Below are 20,245 nucleotides of genomic sequence, written 5' to 3'. Positions count from 1 at the left end.
TTACAACTTAACGGATAAGTGTGTTGATGATACCGCCACCAAGACAAATATTATCTTGATAAAAAACTACAGATTGTCCCGGCGTTACTGAACTTTGTGCTTCATCAAACATAACTAAATATTCACCATCGCTCATCGGAGACAGATGACAAGGGACATCATCTTGGCGATAGCGGGTTTTAACGGTACATTTTATTGGCATATCAAGAGGTTTGCGGTTCACTAAATGTAATTGATTACCGATTAAACCTTTAGAAAATAAACGAGGGTGATTATGACCTTGACCAACAATTAAAACATTGCGCAATAAATCTTTTTCAACAACGTACCAAGGCTCTTCTCCGGCATTAGCTAAACCGCCTATGCGAAGGCCTTTGCGCTGACCTAGCGTGTGGTACATTAAACCGTCGTGTTCGCCAATGACATCGCCTTCAGCGGATTCAATTTTACCTGGCTGCGCGGGTAAGTATTGACCTAAGAAATCTTTGAACTTACGCTCACCAATAAAACAAATACCCGTGCTGTCTTTTTTATTATGAGTAATTAAGTCAGCCTGTTCGGCAATAGCGCGTACTGCAGGCTTTTCGATATTACCCACAGGGAATAATGTCCGTCCCACTTGCTCATCACTTAGCGTATATAAAAAGTAACTTTGATCTTTATTACTGTCTAAACCACGTAACATAGACCACTGACCATCGATAAACTCGCGCTGAACATAGTGTCCGGTGGCAATATAGTCGGCATTTAAGTCTTCACAAGCAAACTCTAAGAAGGCTTTAAATTTGATTTCTTTGTTACACATAATATCAGGGTTCGGCGTGCGACCTGCTTTATATTCAGCTAAGAAATACTCAAAAACATTATCCCAGTATTCTGTTGCGAAATTAATGGTGTGTAACTTTATACCGAGTTTGTCACAAACAAGTTGTGCATCTTCGAGGTCTTGTGCCGCTGCACAGTATTCATCGGTATCGTCTTCTTCCCAATTTTTCATGAACAGGCCTTCAACTTGGTAACCTTGTTCAATCAATAAGTGTGCAGAAACAGAGGAGTCAACACCGCCAGACATACCAACAATTACTTTGGTGTCGCGTGGTGCTTTACTTATAGGCGCGGTGTTTTGGTTTTCAGCGCTCGATGATACTTGTGATGACATTAAAACTACAAATCTAGAGAAAAAGGCGAAAAATTATAGCATGTCAGGATTTAGGGGCATAGATTAAAGATTGGATTTTAATGAAGATAATGATATTTTTTTTCCATTTTTCAAAACAGCTAAGTAATCCTCAATACATTCTAAGACCAGCGTGCTGCGTAATTGTGCAGATTTTGCTTTTATTTCATCAAATGACAGCCAATGGGTGGCAATAATCTCATCATCTTGTGGGCTACCCTGCAGAAATTCATCAAGTTCAATAACAAAACAAAATCTAAGGTAATAAAGATTAATGTCTGGGCGATAAAAGTAATAAATACCTGAAACGTAATTAGGCGACAGTGCTAAGCCTGTTTCTTCCAGAACTTCTCGTTCAATGGCACTGATTAAGTTTTCATTCGCCTCTAAATGTCCAGCAGGCTGGTTAAAGACTTTTTTACCTTTTTCAATTTCTTCAACCAATAAAAATTGATTTTGATGAACAATAATAGCTGCCACGGTAGCGTTGGGCTTAAATTGATTTTCGCCATGGTCATTACCGGCAGTGTTAACAGCTAGTGTCATATTCTTATTCACTTTTAAGTTGTTGGTAATGGCCATTTTCGATACCGTCAAGGGTGTATTGACCAATGCTGTAACGGATAAGTCGTAGCGTTGGAAAATTAATAGCCGCGGTCATTCTGCGGACCTGCCGGTTCTTTCCTTCGGTAATCGCGATACTGAGCCATGTCGTGGGAATATTCGCTCGCTCGCGTATTGGCGGGTTACGTGGCCAAAGGTCTGGTTCACTGATCACTTTTACTCTGGCTGGTAACGTTTGGCCATCTTTTAGTTCGACACCCTTTCGAAGTTTTTGTAAATCAGCTTCCTGTGGCACACCCTCAACTTGTGCCCAATAGGTTTTTTCTGTTTTTTCGGTTGGGTTAGCCAGTTTGTGCTGCAATTTCCCGTCATTGGTCAGCAACAACAAGCCTTCACTGTCTCGGTCTAAACGCCCAGCGGCATAAACGTCTTTAACTGGAATAAAATCTTTTAAGGTTTTACGCTGCTGATCATCCGTAAATTGCGACAGTACATCAAAGGGTTTATTGAAAAGTACTAACACACGATCTGCTGGAGCAGGGCGAGGCTTAACGTCTTTTAATGAGCGACTCTTTGATAATCGACGATTAGTTGAGCTTGACGCTTTTGGACGCTTAGTGAGGTTAGTCAAAGTTTATCCTTTTGAAATAATTTGATAGGGCGGTAAAGAATCAAGTAATTGCTTACCATAACGTTTAGTTACTAAACGTTTATCCATTAAAGTAATGATACCGGTATCTTTCTCATTTCGCAGTAATCGTCCTGTCGCTTGAATAAGTTTTTTGGATGTTTCTGGCACTGAAATCGACATAAAAGGATTGCCGCCTTTAGCGGTAATGTATTCAGCTTGTGCTTCTTCAACGGGTGATGTTGGCACAGAGAAGGGTAATTTGGTAATAATCAAATTCGTTAAATATTTACCAGGTAAATCTAGACCCTCAGAAAAACTTTGTGTGCCAAAAATTATACTGGTTTTATCTTCATCACAGCGTTTTCTATGGGCCTCTATAATATGCTGACGTGACTGCTCACCCTGAACTAGAATCTCCATTTTGTCCTGCTCTCGTAAGGCTTTAGCTACTTGTTCCATTTGCCAATACGAAGAAAACAGCACTAAACAGGCTTTTTCTTGCTTAATTAACGCCGGTAACTCTTTAATTAATTCATCGGTGAACTGAGGGCTACTTGGCTCATTTTTCATTTTAGCGATAACTAGTTGCGCATTGTTTTGATAATCAAACGGTGAGTCGACTTTTTGATATTGAGTGCCATCATTCGTTTGTAAACCGACCTGACGGCGGAAATGCTCAAACGAATTTAATGCTAAAATAGTGGCTGAGCATAATACCGCCCCTTCACATTTTGACCAGAGAATATCTTCAAGGGTAAAGCCCACTTCAATAGGGGAAGCCGACACTAAAAAGTCACTACGTTTGCCCGTCAGTTTTTCGAACCACCTTGCCATTGGAGCGCCTTTCTCACTATCTGTTTTGGCATACATTTTCCATAGTGAGTTGAAATTTTCTAACCGTTGGATCATAAAACCAGCTTCTGCAAGTAAGGGCTCGGCAACAAACATTTTACACTCCCCGTCTTTCACTGACTCCATCAATAAATTATATAGCTTGTTGCAATGTCCTAAACATTTTTTACTGAGCTCTGCTAAATCTTTAGCTGAGTTTTTTAAGTTCGGTGGAACGATTCCGTTTTCAAAACGATATAATGCCGCCTCGTCATCACGAGAGAAACGGCTATTTTCTTTAGCTTTTTCATTGAAATATAACGCCTGATTGTTTTCGATAAAGCTCGCTACTTTTTGCATTTCCATTAATAAATCTTGGCAATCGTCCCCTAATTTTAACGAGGGTGAAATGGCCGAAGTCGACTTTATTAATTTTGCCATTTTATCGCCGGTTTCTTTTAACTTGGTTAGCCAATCAATGGCACCTTTAATGGCAACATTCGCACTTGAATGATCACGGGTTACTTTAGGCAGATGATGTGCTTCGTCAATAATGTAAAAAGTGTCTTCTGGTGAGGGTAAAATAACACCTCCACCAAGCTCTAAATCAGCCAGTAATAAACTATGGTTAATGACCAACACATCGGCAGACTCCATGGTTTCTCGAGCTTTATGAAAAGGGCAATGGGTGTGATCGGCTAAATGTTTTAAACAACTGTGTTTGTCACATTGAATTTGTTGCCATAAATGATGAGGGATAGGGTCTGCCCAAGAATCTAGATCGCCTTGCCATTTATTATCCGTTAACGCTTTATGTAAATGATGCAATAACTTTATATCCATGGCATCAGGTTTTTGCGCAAAGGTGAAACCGGCCTGAGGGGAATCGTCTTGACTGACAGCAAGCGCTAATTTTTGCCGACAAACATAGCGTTGGCGACCTTTGACTAAGGTGAAATTAAAATCTAAGCCTGAATGTTTCTTTAAGAAGGGTAAATCTTTGTCCACTAATTGTTCTTGTAGCGCAACTGTTGCAGTAGAAATACAGACCTTCTTTTGACGTGACATTGCTAATGGAATAGCGCCTAATGAATAAGCCAACGATTTACCCGTACCGGTACCTGCTTCTATGATAATAATTTTTCGCGCTTTATCGTATTCTCCCGCAAGAGTTTTAGCTATTTCGGCAATCAAAAAAGTTTGCTGTTTTCTTGGGTGAAAGTTTTCTAGATTTTCACCAATGGTTTTATACGATGTGCGAATTGCTACTTTAATTTTATCGCTTAGCATGCTGTTAGCCATTTAGGGTTCATTAGGTTATATACACATTTCAGTTAAATAGGCTGAATCCTGTATCTTCAAATAGGATGAGTATATACTGCTGTATATATTAACAGTTTATCGTTATCCGCAACGAATTAAAATAATTAATGTCATTAACTGTAGAAAAATTAACGCCTAGCTTGAATTATGGCTTTTTATTAACTCGTCAAGCCTATGATACCAAACAAGGTATTGAATTGTCTTTATGGATTAAAACCCTTAAAGGTGCTGTTAATGTTATTGTGCAAAATCAACAGGCATTATTTTTTGTTGAACAAACGCAGCAAGTTCGCGCGCAAAGTCTCCTGTCGGAGCAGCGAATAGTAACGGCTAAAGTTACCCCGCTTACGCTTAAAACCTTTAATCAACAACTTGTCAGTGGCTTTTATTTTTCAACGATGCGTGAATTCTATCGCGCACGCGATGTTTTAAAACAAGCCCAGATAAAATGTTACGAAGACGATTTTCGCCCCGATGAACGCTTTTTAATGGAGCGCTTTATTACCGCTGGTATTGAATTTATCCCTCGGTTAACAGCTTTATCGATAACCGAATCTGCCAAACAGTTTTTACAGACTAACTTTGCTACCTTTTATAGTGACAAATGCCGTGCAACGGATAAGACTCAGTTACTTGATGATATTGCGTTAACTATGGTATCACTTGATATTGAGTGTTCAATGGCAGGGGAGCTTTATTCTATTGGTTTACATTCGCATAAAATGTCTGATGGTAAGCCGATAAAATGTGTTTTGATGATCGGTGATCAAAAAAAGTTTTTAGCAAAAATAACACAGTCAAAGTTATCCGACGCTGAGGCGATAGAAATCGCAGAGCACATCGTTTGGCTTGACAATGAACAAGCGCTGCTAGCTGAGCTGATCGCTTGGATAAAAATCCACGATCCCGACATTTTTATTGGTTGGAACGTGATTAACTTTGATTTTAATTTGCTACAAAAACGCTGTGATATTTATAATATCCCATTTAATATCGGCCGCAATGATAAGTCTCCCCGCTGGCGAACACGTTCGGCAGGCGGTAGTCAAAATGAGCAAAAATTTATTGATGTCGCTGGCAGAGTGGTCCTTGATGGTATTGATTTACTAAAAAACGCGACTTATAACTTTCCAAGTTTTTCCCTTGATTTTGTTGCCAATGCCTTATTAGGTAAGGGGAAAAAGGTCGATGATGTTGACAATAGAATGCAAGAAATTAACAACAACTTTGCCAATGACAAGCTAGCTTTAGCCGCTTATAACCTTGAAGATTGCCATTTAGTTACCCTGATCTTTGAACAATCCTTGTTACTCGAATTCACGCGTTTGCGCGCCAAACTAACCGGTTTATCTATAGACCGTATTGGCGGCTCTGTGGCAGCGTTTACCAACTTATATTTACCTAAATTACACCGTAGTGGTTATATTGCGCCCAATATGGGCGATGGCTTGCAAGGGCTAATTTCTCCTGGTGGTTATGTGATGGACTCTATTCCGGGTTTATATAAAAATGTCTTAGTACTTGATTTTAAAAGTCTTTATCCCTCTATTATTCGAAGTTTTAATATTGATCCTATGGGCCTAATTGAAGGTTTACAATCACCTGAGACTAGTATAAAAGGTTTTGATGGTGCTTATTTCTCTAGGGATAAACATTTCTTACCTGACATTATTAATGAGCTGTGGTTAGAGCGTGATATCGCTAAAAAAGATAAAAATGCGGCATTGTCACAAGCAATAAAAATTATTATGAATTCGTTTTATGGAGTCTTAGGTTCAACGGGATGTCGATTTTTTGATCCTCGTTTATCCGGTTCAATCACTAAACGAAGCCATGAATTATTAATCACCACTAAAATGTGGCTAGAAGATGATGGTTATCAAGTCATTTATGGCGATACCGATTCTATTTTCGTCAGTGTTGACGATGATTTTAACCACCAGCAATGCCAAAAGCTGGGTAAAACCTTACAAGATAAAATTAATCTTAGGTGGCAAGCAACGCTTAAAAAAGAATTTGCGATAGAAAGCCAACTTGAAATTGAGTTTGAAACACATTTTAGCAAATTTTTGATGCCAACCATCAGAGGACAAGATGTCGGTACTAAGAAGCGTTATGCTGGCATTGTAGAAAAGAAGGGGTCATCAGAATTGATTTTTAAAGGCTTAGAAAGCGTCCGCACCGATTGGACTGAACTGGCTAAAACTTTTCAACGAGAGTTGTATTTAAAAATATTTAATGGCGAACCTTTTGCTGACTATGTACGCAATTTTGTTACTCAAACATCAGCAGGGCAATTAGATCATTTACTGGTGTATCGTAAACGCATTCGTAGGCAGTTAGATCATTATGTTAAAAACGTGCCTCCACATGTGAAAGCGGCACGTTTAGCCGATGATATAAACAAGATAAATAAGCAACCGTTAAAATATCAGCAACGTGGTTGGATAGAGTACTTGATCACGACTTCTGGACCGCAAGCAAAAGGTTATGTTAACGCGCCACTCGATTACCAGTTTTATATCGATCGGCAATTAGCGACCGTTGCTGATGCTATTTTACCTTTTGTCGGGAGTAGTTTCGAAAAATTAACCAGTGATCAAATGAACTTGTTTCAATAGCCTCTGCTGTTTTAATTAATATAAATAAATCGTGCATCATGCTTGGAAAGATCATAAGGTGACTTTATTGAGTTAGCTATTTAGATGGCTAAATGAATTTTATGTTTTAGGATGAAAGATCATGATCAACGATACCAAAATAGTCAATGCGGGACGAAAATCAAAATGGACACGTGGCGTTGTTAATCCCCCGGTAGAACGTGCATCAACCGTTGTTTTTAATACGGTTAAAGAAATGAATCACGCAACAGCAAATCGTGGTAATCAAGTACTTTTCTATGGCAGAAGGGGCACCTCAACGGCTTTTGCTTTCGCCGATGCTATGACTGATCTCGAAGGAGGCGCCGGTTGTGCCATTTATCCATCGGGTACTGCGGCGATCACTAATGCTATTCTTTCGTTTGTTAAAACCGGTGACCATATCCTTATGGTCGATACGGCTTATGAACCCACGCGTGATTTTTGCGATAAAATATTGATCAATATTGGCGTTGAAACGACTTATTACGATCCAACTATTGGCCGAGATATCGCTGGACTTATTAAAGAAAACACCCGACTTATTTTCTTAGAGTCTCCTGGCTCTATTACCATGGAAGTTCAAGATGTTCCCGGGATAGCTGAAGTTGCTCACCAGCATGGCTGTATGGTTATGCTCGATAATACTTGGGCTGCAGGGGTTAATTTTCAACCTTTTGATTATGGTGTCGATATTTCGATTCAAGCAGCGACTAAATATATCGTTGGTCATTCAGATGTGATGTTAGGTACGGCAATAGCCACTGAAGAATATTGGCCACAACTGCGTGAAAACAGTTACTTAATGGGGCAATGTACGTCACCTGACGATTTGTATTTGGCAATGCGTGGCATTCGTACCTTAGGTGTGCGTTTAAAACAACATCAAATTAGTGCGCTAAAAGTGGCTAATTGGTTAGCAACACGCGAAGAAGTTGATGTTATTCTTCATCCAGCATTTGAATCGTGTCCGGGCCATGAATATTTTAAGCGTGACTTTACTGGTGCTAACGGTTTGTTCTCATTTGTGTTAACCCGTGGTGATAAGCAATCACTTAATGCCTTACTTGATGGTATGGAACATTTTAAAATGGGCTATTCGTGGGGCGGCTTTGAAAGTTTAATTTTGGGTAATACCAATGTTGGGCGTTTGCGAACAGCGACAAAGTGGGATTATGAGTATCCATTAATTCGCCTGCATATAGGTTTAGAGGATGTTGATGACTTAATTGCTGACCTTGCTCGAGGCTTTGATCGATTGAATACTGCCTTAGAAAATAGAGCTTAAGCTTTACGCGTTAAACGTTTGGAATTTACATGCTGCTATGCACGACACAAAGGTTAACCATTAGGCACTTGAATGAGCAGGACCATAAATTTGTTCTGCAATTATTGAATGATGATGCTTTTATTAAAAACATAGGTGACAAAGGGGTTAGAGAGACCAAAGATGCAATTGCCTACTTAGTTAATGGTCCACTAGCAAGCTATAGCGAACAGGGCTTTGGGCTAAACTTAGTCGCTTTGAAAAGTGATAACACACCGATTGGACTTTGTGGTTTGTTAAAGCGGCCTGAATTGGAATTTCCTGACTTAGGTTATGCCTTGTTGCCTCAATACTGTTCGCAAGGCTTTGCTCGAGAAGCCTCATTAGCCATATTAAAAGCTGCTTATGACAATAAGTATGCAGTAAATGTTGTCGCGATCACCTCACTAGAAAATACTCCCTCTAACATGTTATTAAAAAAACTTGGTTTTTTATTTGAACAAACTATTGAGTTTTATGGCTCAACCAATAACCTTTATAAAGTGAGACTAGCTCCACTTTTTGAACAGTAACCAACTTTAAAGACAACAACGTTTAACACTAGGATATGGACTTAAGTGAAAATATCCTAGTGTTGCTAACTGTTTCTCAAGCCGTTTACATTAAGGTAAAGGACAAACCTCTAGCTCTTTTTGTTGATAATAATCAGCAGTTAGCCCGAGTAACTGTGGCACAGTCGCCGCAATTACCATAGAAGAGAAAGTGCCCACTAAAATCCCTGAAAATAGCGCAATAGAAAAGCCCGCTAAAGACTCCCCAGCAAAACCCCATACAGCCATAATAGTCACTAGGGTTGTTCCTGAGGTGATCATCGTTCGCACTAAGGTTGATTTAATGGCTTGATTGATCACTTCATCTATTGTGGCGTCATGGGTAGATTTCATTATTTCTCTGATTTTGTCACCGACAATAATAGAGTCGTTTAACGAGTAACCGACAATAGCTAATAAACTCGCTAATATTGTTAAATCAAAGGGGATACCAAACCATGCAAAAAGCCCCAGTACGATAAGTACATCATGAAAAAGCGCAATAACAGCACCCGCGGCTAAACGCCATTCAAATCTAAAAGACAAATACATTAAGATAACAATGATTGCGGTTAATAGTGCTAAGCCACCTTGGTTAATTAAGTCTTCTCCGACTTGGCTGCCAATGTAAATAGCATCTTGAGGGCTAATGTTTAGTTGATTTTTGTCAGCAAAATCAGATAGCCATGCCTTATCTTGTAAACTGACGTTATTATCTGCTTGTTGAACACTCCAATGAGTCCCTTGCTCTGCAGAGGTCAGTTTAAAGCTTTCTGGAAGATAGTTACTGAGTAAGTTATTCATCTTCTGTTGACTGAGTGATTTCTCGGTTGAAAATTCAGTTAAGTAACCACCGGTAAAATCTAAACCGAGTGCTAAACCTTTATTAAATAGTCCTAGAAGCGCTATAACAACAAAAATCATAGCTATAAAACAACCCACTAGGCGAAAAACACTTAATTTAGACGTGCTATTTATTTTAAAATTTTTCATACATTAACACCTAATAACTGAGCTTTATTTTTTCGAATGACAAGGTTTGTTAAACTTTTAGAAACAAAAACACCGGTGAACATACTGGTTAAAATACCTAAACACAAAATAAGGGCAAAGCCTTTTACTGTGCCGTTGCCTATGGTGTATAAAATAATACCAGTGATCATCGTGGTTACATTGGCATCAAGAATCGTTGAAAATGCACTTTTATAGCCTTGTTCAACAGCAGATAACACTCTATGTCCACGTTTTAACTCTTCTTTTATCCGCTCAAAGATAAGTACATTGGTATCTACAGCCATACCAACTGTCAATACTAAACCAGCAATACCCGGAAGTGTTAGTACGGCCCCAGGGAGTAACGACATCAACCCTAGTAAGCTTATTAAGTTTAATGTTAACGCTACATTAGCGATAAGCCCCAAAGTTCTATACCAAAAAACCATGAATAACAAAGTAAATCCCATGCCTATACTCAGTGCTTTTATACCATTTTTGATATTATTTTCGCCGAGTGTCGCTTCAATGGTGCGCTGTTTTACTATAGTTACTGGCGCTGTTAGCGAGCCTGCTCGTAATAATAATGACAGTTCTTGTGCCGCATGTTGGCTGGGCATGTTGGTAATACTAAACTGTGAACCTAAGTGTTGTTGAATGGTGGCAACATTAATTATTTTACTTTTTTTGACCATTTGATCATCAGCATCTCGATAAAACTCAGAAAACACCGTCACCATAGCATTACCAATATTTTGCTTAGAAAATTGCGACATCTTCTTACCACCTAAGGCATCTAAGGTGAGGTTGACTAAAGGCATGCTCATTTGATCTTGTCCTGCGCGGGCATTTTCAATATTACTACCTGAAAAAACCACCTGGCTGTTTAAGGTAAACGTTCTGCCATGTTCGTCCGCCATACGTAATATACCTGCTGCATTTGAGTTTTCAGCAAGCTGATAAAAATCAAGTGATGCCGTGGCACCTATAATACGTTTTGCTTCCTCGGGATCATGAACACCAGGCAACTCAATACGAATATGGTTTTTACCTTGTTGAAGTGTTACTGCTTCGGTTATACCCAGCTCAGCTATTCTTCCACGCATCGTTTTTAATGTTTGCTGCATCGTTTCTTGGCGAAATTGAGCTGTTTTTTGCGAGGAGTAGGACAAGATCACTTGGCCATTTTGATTTTTTTGTTGAGATAAATCAGGGTAGGCTGCTTTTATTTGTGTGAAAAGTATAGCCATTTTACTTTTGTCAGCGTTAGAAAAATTCACCGAAAGGTTTTGATTGTCCGCTTCACTAGTAAGATCAATCTTATGTTGAACAACACTAACGCCTCGAATACGTTCTTCCATAGCAAGGGTTTTTATTGCTAATGCGATGTTTTTAAGACGGTCAAATAAAGCTTGTTTTGTATCAACATCTAGTACAAATAATACTCCACCACTTAAATCTAAACCTAATTTTATTGGCTTAGCGTCGAATGATTGCAACCATGAGGGTACGCCACTTATCATCGAGGTCTCAACACGATAATGGTTAAACGTATTGGATAAACGTGCGTTAACTGACGCTATGTCGGTTGTATTACTGAGTGTTATTGACGTTGTTTTATCAATAGTATGAATTTTATCAAGGGTTAAGTTGTTCTTATTCAATAAACCTTTAAGCTCACTAGTCGTTAGTTGTTGCACGTTCGCATTAATAGGTGAGAGTACAATTGTTAGTTTATCTTTATATAAGTTGGGTAGGGCATTTACTAATAAAAAAACTAAGGTGAATATAATTAATAGGTTTTGCCATGTAAAGTAACGATATGGCTTTTTTCTAGGTGAATTCATCATAAAATCTCGAAATTTTGCTACCTTTACTCTCTAAATTTTAGAAAAGCGCATGCAACAAGGGTCACTGTTAAAACAGTGACGGGAAAAAGGAAAAAATAAGTCAATAATGGTTAGATGATGAATCTATGAATGATAAGTCAGGCGAGCTGTGTATAACGTATTGCCATCTTTCCAACCAGCAAGTCGAGAAGAGCTTGAACGATGACGGAGTTGTTCATACCAATTAAGTTTAGCAGGAGGGTTTGCAAGATTTTTAAATAAACTTGCAGAGAGTTTTAGTGTAAAAAACTCAGTAACGAGAAGATAGCTTGGCGTAGTTTGTATTTCATTAATAAATAAAGAGGCGGAAATTAGATTCAAGCGCGGTAAGTTAACCACATCATCGGGTGTAATATTATCTATTAATACCGAAAAGTTTGATGTCGGGTGCGAGTGACTTTTTCCAATGGTCGGTAGACTAGAAAAAGTTAAATCGCTATTAGCTGAATTTTCAACAGGTAAAGCATTAGCCGTGGCAGCTAAGACAAATAAAAACAGGGTTATTGAAAAAGTACGCCACATAAGAAAAGTAAATTAATTATTAATACTGCTTATGTATGGCAAAATATTTGTTTTTCAAGTGTAGATGTAAAATAAATTGACTAAAGTAGCATTGATTATTGTCGAAAAATCATCATTATTGCCAACATTATCGATATATTGTTTTTAAGGCATTTTCTATTGGTATTGTCCGATTAACACTGCTAAGTTGTCGATGGGTTACCCATCTAGGAGTCTAGCCAGCGAGTTAGACATACACAATGAAAATAAATTCTAAGCGGTGCAATGACTGTACTTTTTAGTATTGAAGTAAAGAGAAATGACTATGTTCTACCAAACCGACGACGTTCGCATCAGTAAAATCAAAGAATTATTACCTCCAATCGCACTTATTGAGCGATTTCCAGCTTCTCAAGAAGCATCTAAGTCGGTATTTTCTGCACGTAAAGCCATTAGTAACATTTTTAATAATAAAGATGATCGCTTGCTCGTTGTCATTGGTCCTTGTTCAATACATGACACCGATGCAGCATTAGAATATGGCCAGCGACTAGTTAAACTGCGTAAAAAGTATGAAGACACGCTTGAAATTGTTATGCGAGTTTATTTTGAAAAGCCAAGAACAACGGTGGGTTGGAAGGGCTTAATTAATGACCCTTACATGGATAACACCTTTAAGCTTAATGACGGTCTTCGTATTGGCCGTAAATTATTACTCGACCTCAATGATATGGGAATGCCGACAGCGGGTGAGTTTTTAGACATGATAACGCCACAGTATATGGCTGATTTTATGTGTTGGGGAGCAATCGGGGCTCGTACTACTGAAAGCCAAGTTCATCGAGAACTCGCCTCAGGCTTATCTTGTCCAGTCGGATTTAAAAATGGTACAGATGGCACCATTAAAGTGGCTATAGATGCAATTGGCGCGGCAAGTGCTTCTCATCATTTTTTGTCGGTCACTAAATATGGTCATTCTGCTATTGTACAAACAACGGGCAATAAAGATTGTCATATTATTTTACGAGGCGGTAAAGCGACAAATTTTGACGCAGACAGTGTAAAAGTTGTGACTGAGCAATTAGACAAGTCTTCACTTAATACTAAGATCATGATTGACTTTAGTCATGCTAACAGCAGTAAAAAGTTTAAAAATCAAATGCTCGTTTGTGATGATGTTTGTCAGCAAATTAGTGGCGGGAATGACAATATTTTTGGTGTTATGGTTGAAAGTCACTTAGTAGAAGGTCGCCAAGACCTGGTTGACGGAGAAGTGGCAACATATGGTCAAAGTATTACCGATGCTTGTATTGGCTGGTCTGATACAGAAGTCTTGTTGGCACAACTGAGTGAGTCAGTCGTTACTCGCAGAACTTAAGTTTATTTTCACCCCTTCTTTAGGTGTATTAGTAAAGCCAATCAATTTTGATTGGCTTTTTTATTTGTAAACTCAATGCCGAGCGCTGATGTTATTGCCACTGTTTTAAACAAAATAACACTCGCATTTTGTTAGCTGTGCCTTTATGGTATTGAAAAATAATCACTAGCAGGCGTTAATTTGTTAAACATCCATCGACTATCTATTCTCACGCAATTCGAATTGAAGCGTATTTTTAATACTAAAAATGGCTTGATCGCCTTAACAGCATTTTGTGCTGTTTGGTTCATACTTTTGACTTATGTGATCAGTTCAGCCACTGAACTGGTTTTTTCCGATGGATTTAAGGTGGCAGCAAGTGCTTTATTTGGCTCATTGGGAGTAAGTGCTTTGTTGAAATGGCCCGTTGCTGAATTTTCTATTTATTGGTTAGTCGCAGTTTATTCATTTCCAATATTCACTTTTTTAGTCAGTAGTGATCAAACATGTTCCGACCGTGCTCGCGGAACGCTTCGTTTTATTACCTTAAGAGCCTCGCGTAGTGAAATATTGCTAGGACGATTTTTAGGTCAATTCCTTACACTTGTTAGCCTTATATTACTAACGTTAGTGGCATGTGTTATTTTAGCCACTTTTCGTGATAATGCTTTGTTTTTATCGGCTTTAAAACAAGCTGCAGTTTTGTTTATTGAATTAGCAATTATAATTTTACCTTTCATTGCTCTGATGTCATTTTTTAATAGTATTTTATCCTCAGCAAAAATGAGTATTGTTGCTGGTATTTTGTTTTATACCATAGGAGCACTAGTGATAGGTTTTATTCAATTTCAATTAGACAGTGGACTTTTTCTTAACTTTATTTTTCCAGGTACACAAATTAGCAGTGTAGTTTCATTAGATGGACTCGATTTTTACCATTATTTAATTCCTATATTACAAACGATTGTCTTGTTATTTGTTGCGGATAAACTACTAAAGAGGGCATCAATATGAGTTTACTTAATAGCCAATCTGCGCCATTAATTCAAGTTGATAATCTTTCAAAATCATTTGGCGATCATCTAGCTTTAGACAAAGTATCATTCAGTATAGAAAAAGGGCAACCCATTGCTTTAGTTGGACCCAATGGTGCAGGTAAAACAACTTTATTTAGCCTTTTATGTGGTTATCTGTTGCCCAGTAGCGGGACTATCACTATTGCAGGATTGAGGGCTGGAGACGCCAACCTATTTGGCAGATTAGCGGCTTTACCACAAGATGCTCAATTCGACCCACGTTTTTCTATCGCACATCAATTAACCTTTTATGCTCAACTGCAAGGTCTAACTCGCAAGAATGCACAAAAAGAAGCACAAAGAACGTTAGAGCTTGTTGGCTTGGCTGACACGCTAAAAGCCAAGCCTGATGAGTTATCACATGGTATGCGTAAACGTGTTGCTATTGCCCAAACGTTAATTGGCTCGCCAGAAATAGTTATGTTGGATGAAGCGACAGCGGGACTTGATCCCATAAATGCACGAGAAGTTCGTCAGCTCGTTGCTTCATTATCATCAGAGATTACCTTTATTTTAAGTTCTCATGATTTGAGTGAACTAGAGCGGTTATGTAGCCAAGTCTTATATATAGAGAAGGGACAATTAAAACAACATCAATACTTGCAAAGCGAAGAGCAGCAAGGTTTCTTAACGATTAGAATGAGGAAGGCGTACGATAACTTTTTACCTTTAATGGCTGGCGTTGCCGATGTTCAGCATATTGAACAGACACAAAACAATGAGTTTTTAATCACTACCGGTCTCGTTTCTCCTGAAAGCGAACCGTTAGATTTACAAATATTAAAGCTTTGTCATCAACACAAATGGCAATATTCACAATTAACTAACGGTAAAACTTTAGAAAATAGATTATTCTAGATTTTATCAGCAGGAATGAACTCACCATCAAGGTCGACACGCTTTTGTGTTCGGCCATTGTTTTGTGAAGCCAACCAGTCAAGGTAATCATCAATCGGCATTGGTTTTGCGTAGTAATAGCCTTGCCCAATATCGCAGCCAAAACCACGTAATGTGTCTTCATCTTCTTGGCTATTAATACCTTCAGCAACAACTTCTAACCCTAAACCCTTTGCCATTTTAACGGTAGCTTCAGCAATGGTTTTACGTTTGTGATCACCATTAACATTCTCAACAAATAGTCGGTCAACCTTGAGCTCCTGAAAAGGAAGATGGCTAATTTGCGCCATTGATGAATATCCTGTGCCAAAGTCATCAATACTGATCGTAAAACCTAAATCGCCTAATTTTTGGATTAACTCAAGAGATTGCCTGTTATGGCTAATTGACGCCGATTCAGTTAACTCTAAAATTATTTTGTCAGCTGCTATGCCACTTTCTTCTATAATACTCAGGGCATTAGTAAAAAAGTGCTCATGAGCAATATCTTTACCACTAATGTTAATTGAGACCATATGATTATTATTGACTAAAATTTGTTGATGCTGTGCTAAAGCGCGCTTAATAACCCATAACGTTAGCTGATTAATGAGGCCTAAATCTTCAGCTAAAGGAATAAAAATGTCAGGTGAGATGAAACCTTCACGAGGATGTTCCCAACGAATTAGACACTCGCTACTGCAAACGCGTAAGGTTTTAAGGTCGATTTGTGGCTGATGATATATAGCTAATGTGTCATTCTCTATGGCTTCTTTTAAATCGGTGGCAAGTTTGAGTAAGTAGCTGGTGTGATCTGATTTTTCGCTTTGATAATAAGCCCAACGGCCATAGACAAGTTGCGCATCGTTTACCGCTAACTGGGCATGATTAATCAATAAGTAGTTAGCACTGCCATGTTCTGGGTAGTTAGCGACACCAATGACTGCTGACAAGGGTAACTTAAGCTCATCTATTTGAAATGTCTCAGAAGTAAGCTGTTGTATTGATTTGATCAAAACAGGCAAGTCTTGCTGGTTTTTCTCGTTATTAACGATAATAGCCAGACAGTTATTTTCTAAGAAACAAATTTTTTCGTGGTTAGAAGATAATTCCACGATAGCATCATTATGAATGAACAGTGAGCTTAAGCGACGACTTAGCCGTTTAAATAAAGCCGCATTAGCTTTATCATCGATATAAAGTGATATTTGTTCGATACGTTCTGGTTTAATTATTATGACACAAAAATCGTTTTTACCCGAAATTTTCATTTCGTTCATGGCGTTTTCAAGCATCGACTTACGGGGTAATTTAGTAAAATCATGGTAACAGATGTCATTAATTCTATCTTGATCGTTTCTGCGCATCCGCTCAGCGAGTGCAAAAGCCATAAAAGTAATTTCAATCATCACCGCAAATAAAAATGCATTACGTGTTATGAATGTTGAATCAACATAATTTAATAATACTAGTGGCTGAATTGCCGCCCCAGCTAGGAAAGGTACCCATGAAATAAAATAAAAGCGTGCCCAGGCAAAGTCTTTAGATAATCTTCTAAAAATGATAAATAATGAAAATAGGTAAAAGAATGGCTGAATTGAAAAAAACAGTTTGGTTTGTGCTATTTGGTCTAAGGTCAGTGAATAGAAAGCGACAACTATTAATAGACCACCTGATATCATTCCAATTTTATAGAGGGTGCTTTTTGTTTGGTCATAACGTAAAAAGTATAACGAGAAAAGAAGAAGGAAGAATATCAAATAATAATTGATGAATAATAAATACTGATGAATAAAATACTGAACATCTTTAGAGAAAATGAGATACCCGTAACCAGTTAGTCCAGCTAAAACGGTAAAAGAAGATAATAAATAGCCAATATATACCAAGTACACCTTATCTTTTATCGCAAAATATAATACAAGGTTATATATTGCCATTAAAAGAATAATGCCAATAAATATTCCATAAACAATTTGCGAATAATCGATACGCTTATTAAAGTTGCCTTTGTTGTAGAGGGTCAAAGGTACATTTGGTGGGCCATTACTTTTTACATGCACAATAACTTGCATCGTGCTTTTTGCAAGTAGATCAAAAGCTACATGAGGAAATACATCTAATAAGGTGTCTTGTTCAATTGTTGTCTTTTGCTGAGCGATTTGAGTCACGCTTTCTAACATAGCATTGACTTTATAAACATCAAAGAAGGCTAGCATGGTGTTATCGGCATGCAATACAACACTTTGAGTGTTTGGGGTGTTGTTATTGATATTAATTTTTACCCAATAGGATTGAAGACCTAATGCGTAGGGAATGTCATTAGCTAACGAGGGAGTGAATCGCGCTTCGGCCTCTTTGCTTTTAACGAGAGTTTTGATATTTAAACTATTGTCGTGGTCAATAGCGTAGCTAAAATCACTTGTTATTAAAGGAGAGTCTTCACTAAAAGAAAGTTCATCAATATGACTGATAAACTGCCATACACTGTTAAGAATAAAAACTAACACCAGTGAAATCATTAGGATAAAGACTAATTTGGTAATGTTATAAACACTTGAGGGTAACTTGGTCATAAGGGTGATTTTAAGAATAGCAAGATAAGTTAATGAGGTTAATTTAGCAGAATATCGCAAATAAAGGCAGGAATTAATAAAATAAAAAAGCCTACTGTCTAAAAGTAGGCTTTAGCGTAAATTACGTAAGGTACTGTTATATTATTGGATTAGTCTTATATAAAACAAGGCTAAAATGAAGTAGTGTCAGTAAATAAGCCTACTTTTAAATCTTTAGCTGTATAGATAACTTTGCCATCAACTAAGACTTCACCATCGGCAATACCCATAAACAATTTGCGTTTGATTACACGCTTTAAAGTTATTTTATAAGTCACTTTTTTGTTGGTCGGTAAAATTTGACCTGTAAATTTAACTTCACCTACACCCAACGCTCTACCGCGACCTGGACCACCTGACCAACCAAGGAAAAAACCAACGAGTTGCCACATAGCATCTAAGCCTAAACAACCAGGCATAACAGGGTCACCTTTAAAGTGACAATCAAAAAACCAAAGGTCTGGGCTAATATCAAGTTCAGCAAAAATTTCACCTTTACCATATTCACCACCATCTTCAGTGATAGAAATAATTCGGTCCATCATCAACATATTGTCTGAAGGTAATTGACTATTTCCTTCGCCAAACATTTCGCCAGTTCCTGCTTTTACTAAGTCTTCTTTAGAGTATGAATTTTGATCTAACATGAGGTCACTTTATTTTCAGTAATTAAATTATTCGCTACTTTAGCGAACACCTGTACACTAAACAACTCCGAGCAGTGCTTTATTTGAGTTTTATTAATATAAAGTTAGATTATTATCATTTTTTTATATATTGTTTGGTTACGCATAACCTTTTTCTTATTTTAAATAATTTGGTAACTCACTGATGCAAGATAATAAAAAAGCATTTAGTAACGCAGAGAAACAAAAGCGCTATCGCGAACGACAAAAAGAGAATGGCAAAAAAGAAATGCGTGGCTATTTGTCTCCAGAAGCACAGAATTGTTACGAACTAATAGCCCAACAGACGAAATGGACGGACAGCGTCATTTTAAGTAATGCGGTTAGGCTGACTTATGCTGCTTATAAAAATGGTCAAATTGGTTTGTTAAATAATTGGCTAAAGAAGCATGATTTGTAGTTAAAAATTAGCCTAACAGTAGGTTAATAAAGCAGTGCTATAACTATGCTGCACTTTTTCAATGTAAGATGGTTGAATTCAATTGTACTGCTTGCTAATACCCTATATGCTCTAATCATATAAGGAATATTTCTTACAGTATTCTCCAAGATAATAAAAATTGTAAATTAAGGTGAAACTCCGTTGATAAATGTTTTATTGGTCGATGATCATGAGTTAGTTCGTACAGGAATACGTAGAATTCTAGACGACGTAAAAGGACTTAAAGTCATAGGCGAGGCCGAAACTGGAGAAGAAGCCGTACAATTTTGTCGTAAAAGTCAACCAGATGTTGTGTTAATGGACATGAATATGCCGGGGATAGGTGGTTTAGAAGCGACTAAAAAAATAATTCGTTATTCACCTGACATAAAAGTTATTGTGTTAACTGTGTATTCAGAAGACCCCATTCCTACTAAGGTTATGCAAATTGGCGCCGCAGGTTATTTAACTAAAGGTGCTGGTGCTGATGAAATGGTTAACGCCATTCGAGCAGTAAACAGTGGTCAACGTTACATCACGCCAGATATTGCTCAACAAATGGCATTAAGTCAGTTTAAATCGAATGAAGAAAATCCATTCAATACCTTGTCTGAACGTGAACTTCAAATTATGTTGATGATCACCCGTGGCGAAAAAGTCCCCCACATTTCAGAACAACTCATCTTAAGTACTAAAACGATTAACAGCTACCGATACAGAATGTTTGAAAAATTAAATGTTGGTAATGATGTGGAACTTACTCATCTCGCTATTCGCCATGGTATGATCAAAACAGAAACATTATAAAC

The 20,245-nt window shown here is 37.8% G+C and carries 17 protein-coding genes; 8 read left to right on the top strand and 9 right to left on the bottom strand.

Annotated features, from left to right (window positions below; translation table 11 throughout):
- Positions 1-7: 7 nt before the first annotated feature.
- From mnmA to dinG, 4 genes are all read right to left on the bottom strand, one after another.
- A complete protein-coding gene (mnmA, locus tag H4J66_RS06195) occupies positions 8-1,159 on the bottom strand; it encodes a tRNA 2-thiouridine(34) synthase MnmA (RefSeq protein WP_182171934.1) in 1,152 nt (383 codons plus the stop codon).
- A gap of 63 nt (positions 1,160-1,222) precedes the next feature.
- Positions 1,223-1,723: an NUDIX hydrolase gene (locus H4J66_RS06190; RefSeq protein WP_182171931.1), complete on the bottom strand. Its 501-nt coding sequence runs from the start codon at positions 1,721-1,723 to the stop codon at positions 1,223-1,225.
- Positions 1,724-1,727: 4 nt separating this feature from the next.
- Positions 1,728-2,372, bottom strand: coding sequence for a pseudouridine synthase (locus tag H4J66_RS06185; protein ID WP_182171928.1), 645 nt, complete (start codon positions 2,370-2,372; stop codon positions 1,728-1,730).
- Positions 2,373-2,375: 3 nt separating this feature from the next.
- Positions 2,376-4,493 carry an ATP-dependent DNA helicase DinG gene (dinG, locus tag H4J66_RS06180; RefSeq protein WP_182172080.1) on the bottom strand — a complete coding sequence of 706 codons (2,118 nt, stop codon included), beginning with the start codon at positions 4,491-4,493 and terminating at the stop codon, positions 2,376-2,378.
- Between the two features lie 140 nt (positions 4,494-4,633).
- Here dinG and H4J66_RS06175 point away from each other — a divergent pair, with 140 nt between their 5' ends.
- The 3 genes from H4J66_RS06175 (at position 4,634) to H4J66_RS06165 (ending at position 9,004) form a co-directional block, all read left to right on the top strand.
- The gene (locus H4J66_RS06175) at positions 4,634-7,147 is read left to right on the top strand and encodes a DNA polymerase II (RefSeq protein ID WP_182171925.1); all 2,514 of its coding nucleotides are present in this window, start codon (positions 4,634-4,636) and stop codon (positions 7,145-7,147) included.
- Between the two features lie 121 nt (positions 7,148-7,268).
- Complete coding sequence (locus tag H4J66_RS06170; RefSeq protein ID WP_182171922.1) at positions 7,269-8,453, top strand: cystathionine beta-lyase; 1,185 nt, start codon at positions 7,269-7,271, stop codon at positions 8,451-8,453.
- 29 nt (positions 8,454-8,482) lie between these two features.
- A complete protein-coding gene (locus H4J66_RS06165; protein ID WP_182171919.1) occupies positions 8,483-9,004 on the top strand; it encodes a GNAT family N-acetyltransferase in 522 nt (173 codons plus the stop codon).
- Positions 9,005-9,094: 90 nt separating this feature from the next.
- Here H4J66_RS06165 and secF read toward each other — a convergent pair whose 3' ends face one another.
- From secF to H4J66_RS06150, 3 genes are all read right to left on the bottom strand, one after another.
- Entirely contained in the window at positions 9,095-10,015 is a 921-nt protein-coding gene (secF, locus tag H4J66_RS06160; RefSeq protein WP_182171916.1) for a protein translocase subunit SecF, read from the bottom strand.
- A complete protein-coding gene (secD, locus tag H4J66_RS06155; protein WP_409049354.1) occupies positions 10,012-11,862 on the bottom strand; it encodes a protein translocase subunit SecD in 1,851 nt (616 codons plus the stop codon). The genes secF and secD overlap by 4 nt, the downstream gene beginning before the upstream one ends.
- Positions 11,863-11,988: 126 nt before the next feature.
- The gene (locus tag H4J66_RS06150; protein WP_182171911.1) at positions 11,989-12,426 is read right to left on the bottom strand and encodes a hypothetical protein; all 438 of its coding nucleotides are present in this window, start codon (positions 12,424-12,426) and stop codon (positions 11,989-11,991) included.
- 304 nt (positions 12,427-12,730) lie between these two features.
- On the opposite strand from H4J66_RS06150, the gene aroG reads away from it, so the two are divergent.
- From aroG to H4J66_RS06135, 3 genes are all read left to right on the top strand, one after another.
- Complete coding sequence (gene aroG / locus H4J66_RS06145; RefSeq protein WP_182171908.1) at positions 12,731-13,783, top strand: 3-deoxy-7-phosphoheptulonate synthase AroG; 1,053 nt, start codon at positions 12,731-12,733, stop codon at positions 13,781-13,783.
- 180 nt (positions 13,784-13,963) lie between these two features.
- Positions 13,964-14,776: a hypothetical protein gene (locus H4J66_RS06140; protein ID WP_182171905.1), complete on the top strand. Its 813-nt coding sequence runs from the start codon at positions 13,964-13,966 to the stop codon at positions 14,774-14,776.
- Positions 14,773-15,696, top strand: coding sequence for an ABC transporter ATP-binding protein (locus H4J66_RS06135; RefSeq protein WP_182171902.1), 924 nt, complete (start codon positions 14,773-14,775; stop codon positions 15,694-15,696). The genes H4J66_RS06140 and H4J66_RS06135 overlap by 4 nt, the downstream gene beginning before the upstream one ends.
- On the opposite strand, the gene H4J66_RS06130 is transcribed toward H4J66_RS06135, so the two are convergent.
- Positions 15,693-18,290, bottom strand: coding sequence for a bifunctional diguanylate cyclase/phosphodiesterase (locus H4J66_RS06130; protein ID WP_182171899.1), 2,598 nt, complete (start codon positions 18,288-18,290; stop codon positions 15,693-15,695). The genes H4J66_RS06135 and H4J66_RS06130 overlap by 4 nt on opposite strands.
- Positions 18,291-18,460: 170 nt before the next feature.
- Positions 18,461-18,976, bottom strand: a complete 516-nt coding sequence (gene fabA, locus H4J66_RS06125; RefSeq protein ID WP_182171896.1) for a bifunctional 3-hydroxydecanoyl-ACP dehydratase/trans-2-decenoyl-ACP isomerase — start codon at positions 18,974-18,976, stop codon at positions 18,461-18,463.
- 184 nt (positions 18,977-19,160) lie between these two features.
- Here fabA and H4J66_RS06120 point away from each other — a divergent pair, with 184 nt between their 5' ends.
- Positions 19,161-19,415, top strand: coding sequence for a hypothetical protein (locus H4J66_RS06120; RefSeq protein ID WP_182171893.1), 255 nt, complete (start codon positions 19,161-19,163; stop codon positions 19,413-19,415).
- 183 nt (positions 19,416-19,598) lie between these two features.
- Positions 19,599-20,243: a UvrY/SirA/GacA family response regulator transcription factor gene (uvrY, locus tag H4J66_RS06115; protein ID WP_070373705.1), complete on the top strand. Its 645-nt coding sequence runs from the start codon at positions 19,599-19,601 to the stop codon at positions 20,241-20,243.
- The last annotated feature ends 2 nt before the right edge of the window (positions 20,244-20,245 follow it).

This window comes from Colwellia sp. MB3u-55 (genome assembly GCF_014076785.1).
Lineage (GTDB): Bacteria > Pseudomonadota > Gammaproteobacteria > Enterobacterales > Alteromonadaceae > Colwellia_A.
Note: the sequence above shows the minus strand (reverse complement) of the source record. Positions and strands in the feature narration are given on the sequence as shown.

Bases quoted from the DNA above. Each gene is read 5' to 3' on its own strand.
- H4J66_RS06150 (WP_182171911.1), bottom strand. From the start codon at position 12,426: ATGTGGCGTACTTTTTCAATAACCCTGTTTTTATTTGTCTTAGCTGCC.
- secD (WP_409049354.1), bottom strand. From the start codon at position 11,862: ATGAATTCACCTAGAAAAAAGCCATATCGTTACTTTACATGGCAAAAC.
- secF (WP_182171916.1), bottom strand. From the start codon at position 10,015: ATGAAAAATTTTAAAATAAATAGCACGTCTAAATTAAGTGTTTTTCGC.
- aroG (WP_182171908.1), top strand. From the start codon at position 12,731: ATGTTCTACCAAACCGACGACGTTCGCATCAGTAAAATCAAAGAATTA.
- H4J66_RS06175 (WP_182171925.1), top strand. From the start codon at position 4,634: ATGTCATTAACTGTAGAAAAATTAACGCCTAGCTTGAATTATGGCTTT.
- H4J66_RS06120 (WP_182171893.1), top strand. From the start codon at position 19,161: ATGCAAGATAATAAAAAAGCATTTAGTAACGCAGAGAAACAAAAGCGC.
- H4J66_RS06165 (WP_182171919.1), top strand. From the start codon at position 8,483: ATGCTGCTATGCACGACACAAAGGTTAACCATTAGGCACTTGAATGAG.
- fabA (WP_182171896.1), bottom strand. From the start codon at position 18,976: ATGTTAGATCAAAATTCATACTCTAAAGAAGACTTAGTAAAAGCAGGA.
- dinG (WP_182172080.1), bottom strand. From the start codon at position 4,493: ATGCTAAGCGATAAAATTAAAGTAGCAATTCGCACATCGTATAAAACC.
- mnmA (WP_182171934.1), bottom strand. From the start codon at position 1,159: ATGTCATCACAAGTATCATCGAGCGCTGAAAACCAAAACACCGCGCCT.
- H4J66_RS06130 (WP_182171899.1), bottom strand. From the start codon at position 18,290: ATGACCAAGTTACCCTCAAGTGTTTATAACATTACCAAATTAGTCTTT.
- H4J66_RS06135 (WP_182171902.1), top strand. From the start codon at position 14,773: ATGAGTTTACTTAATAGCCAATCTGCGCCATTAATTCAAGTTGATAAT.
- H4J66_RS06190 (WP_182171931.1), bottom strand. From the start codon at position 1,723: ATGACACTAGCTGTTAACACTGCCGGTAATGACCATGGCGAAAATCAA.
- H4J66_RS06170 (WP_182171922.1), top strand. From the start codon at position 7,269: ATGATCAACGATACCAAAATAGTCAATGCGGGACGAAAATCAAAATGG.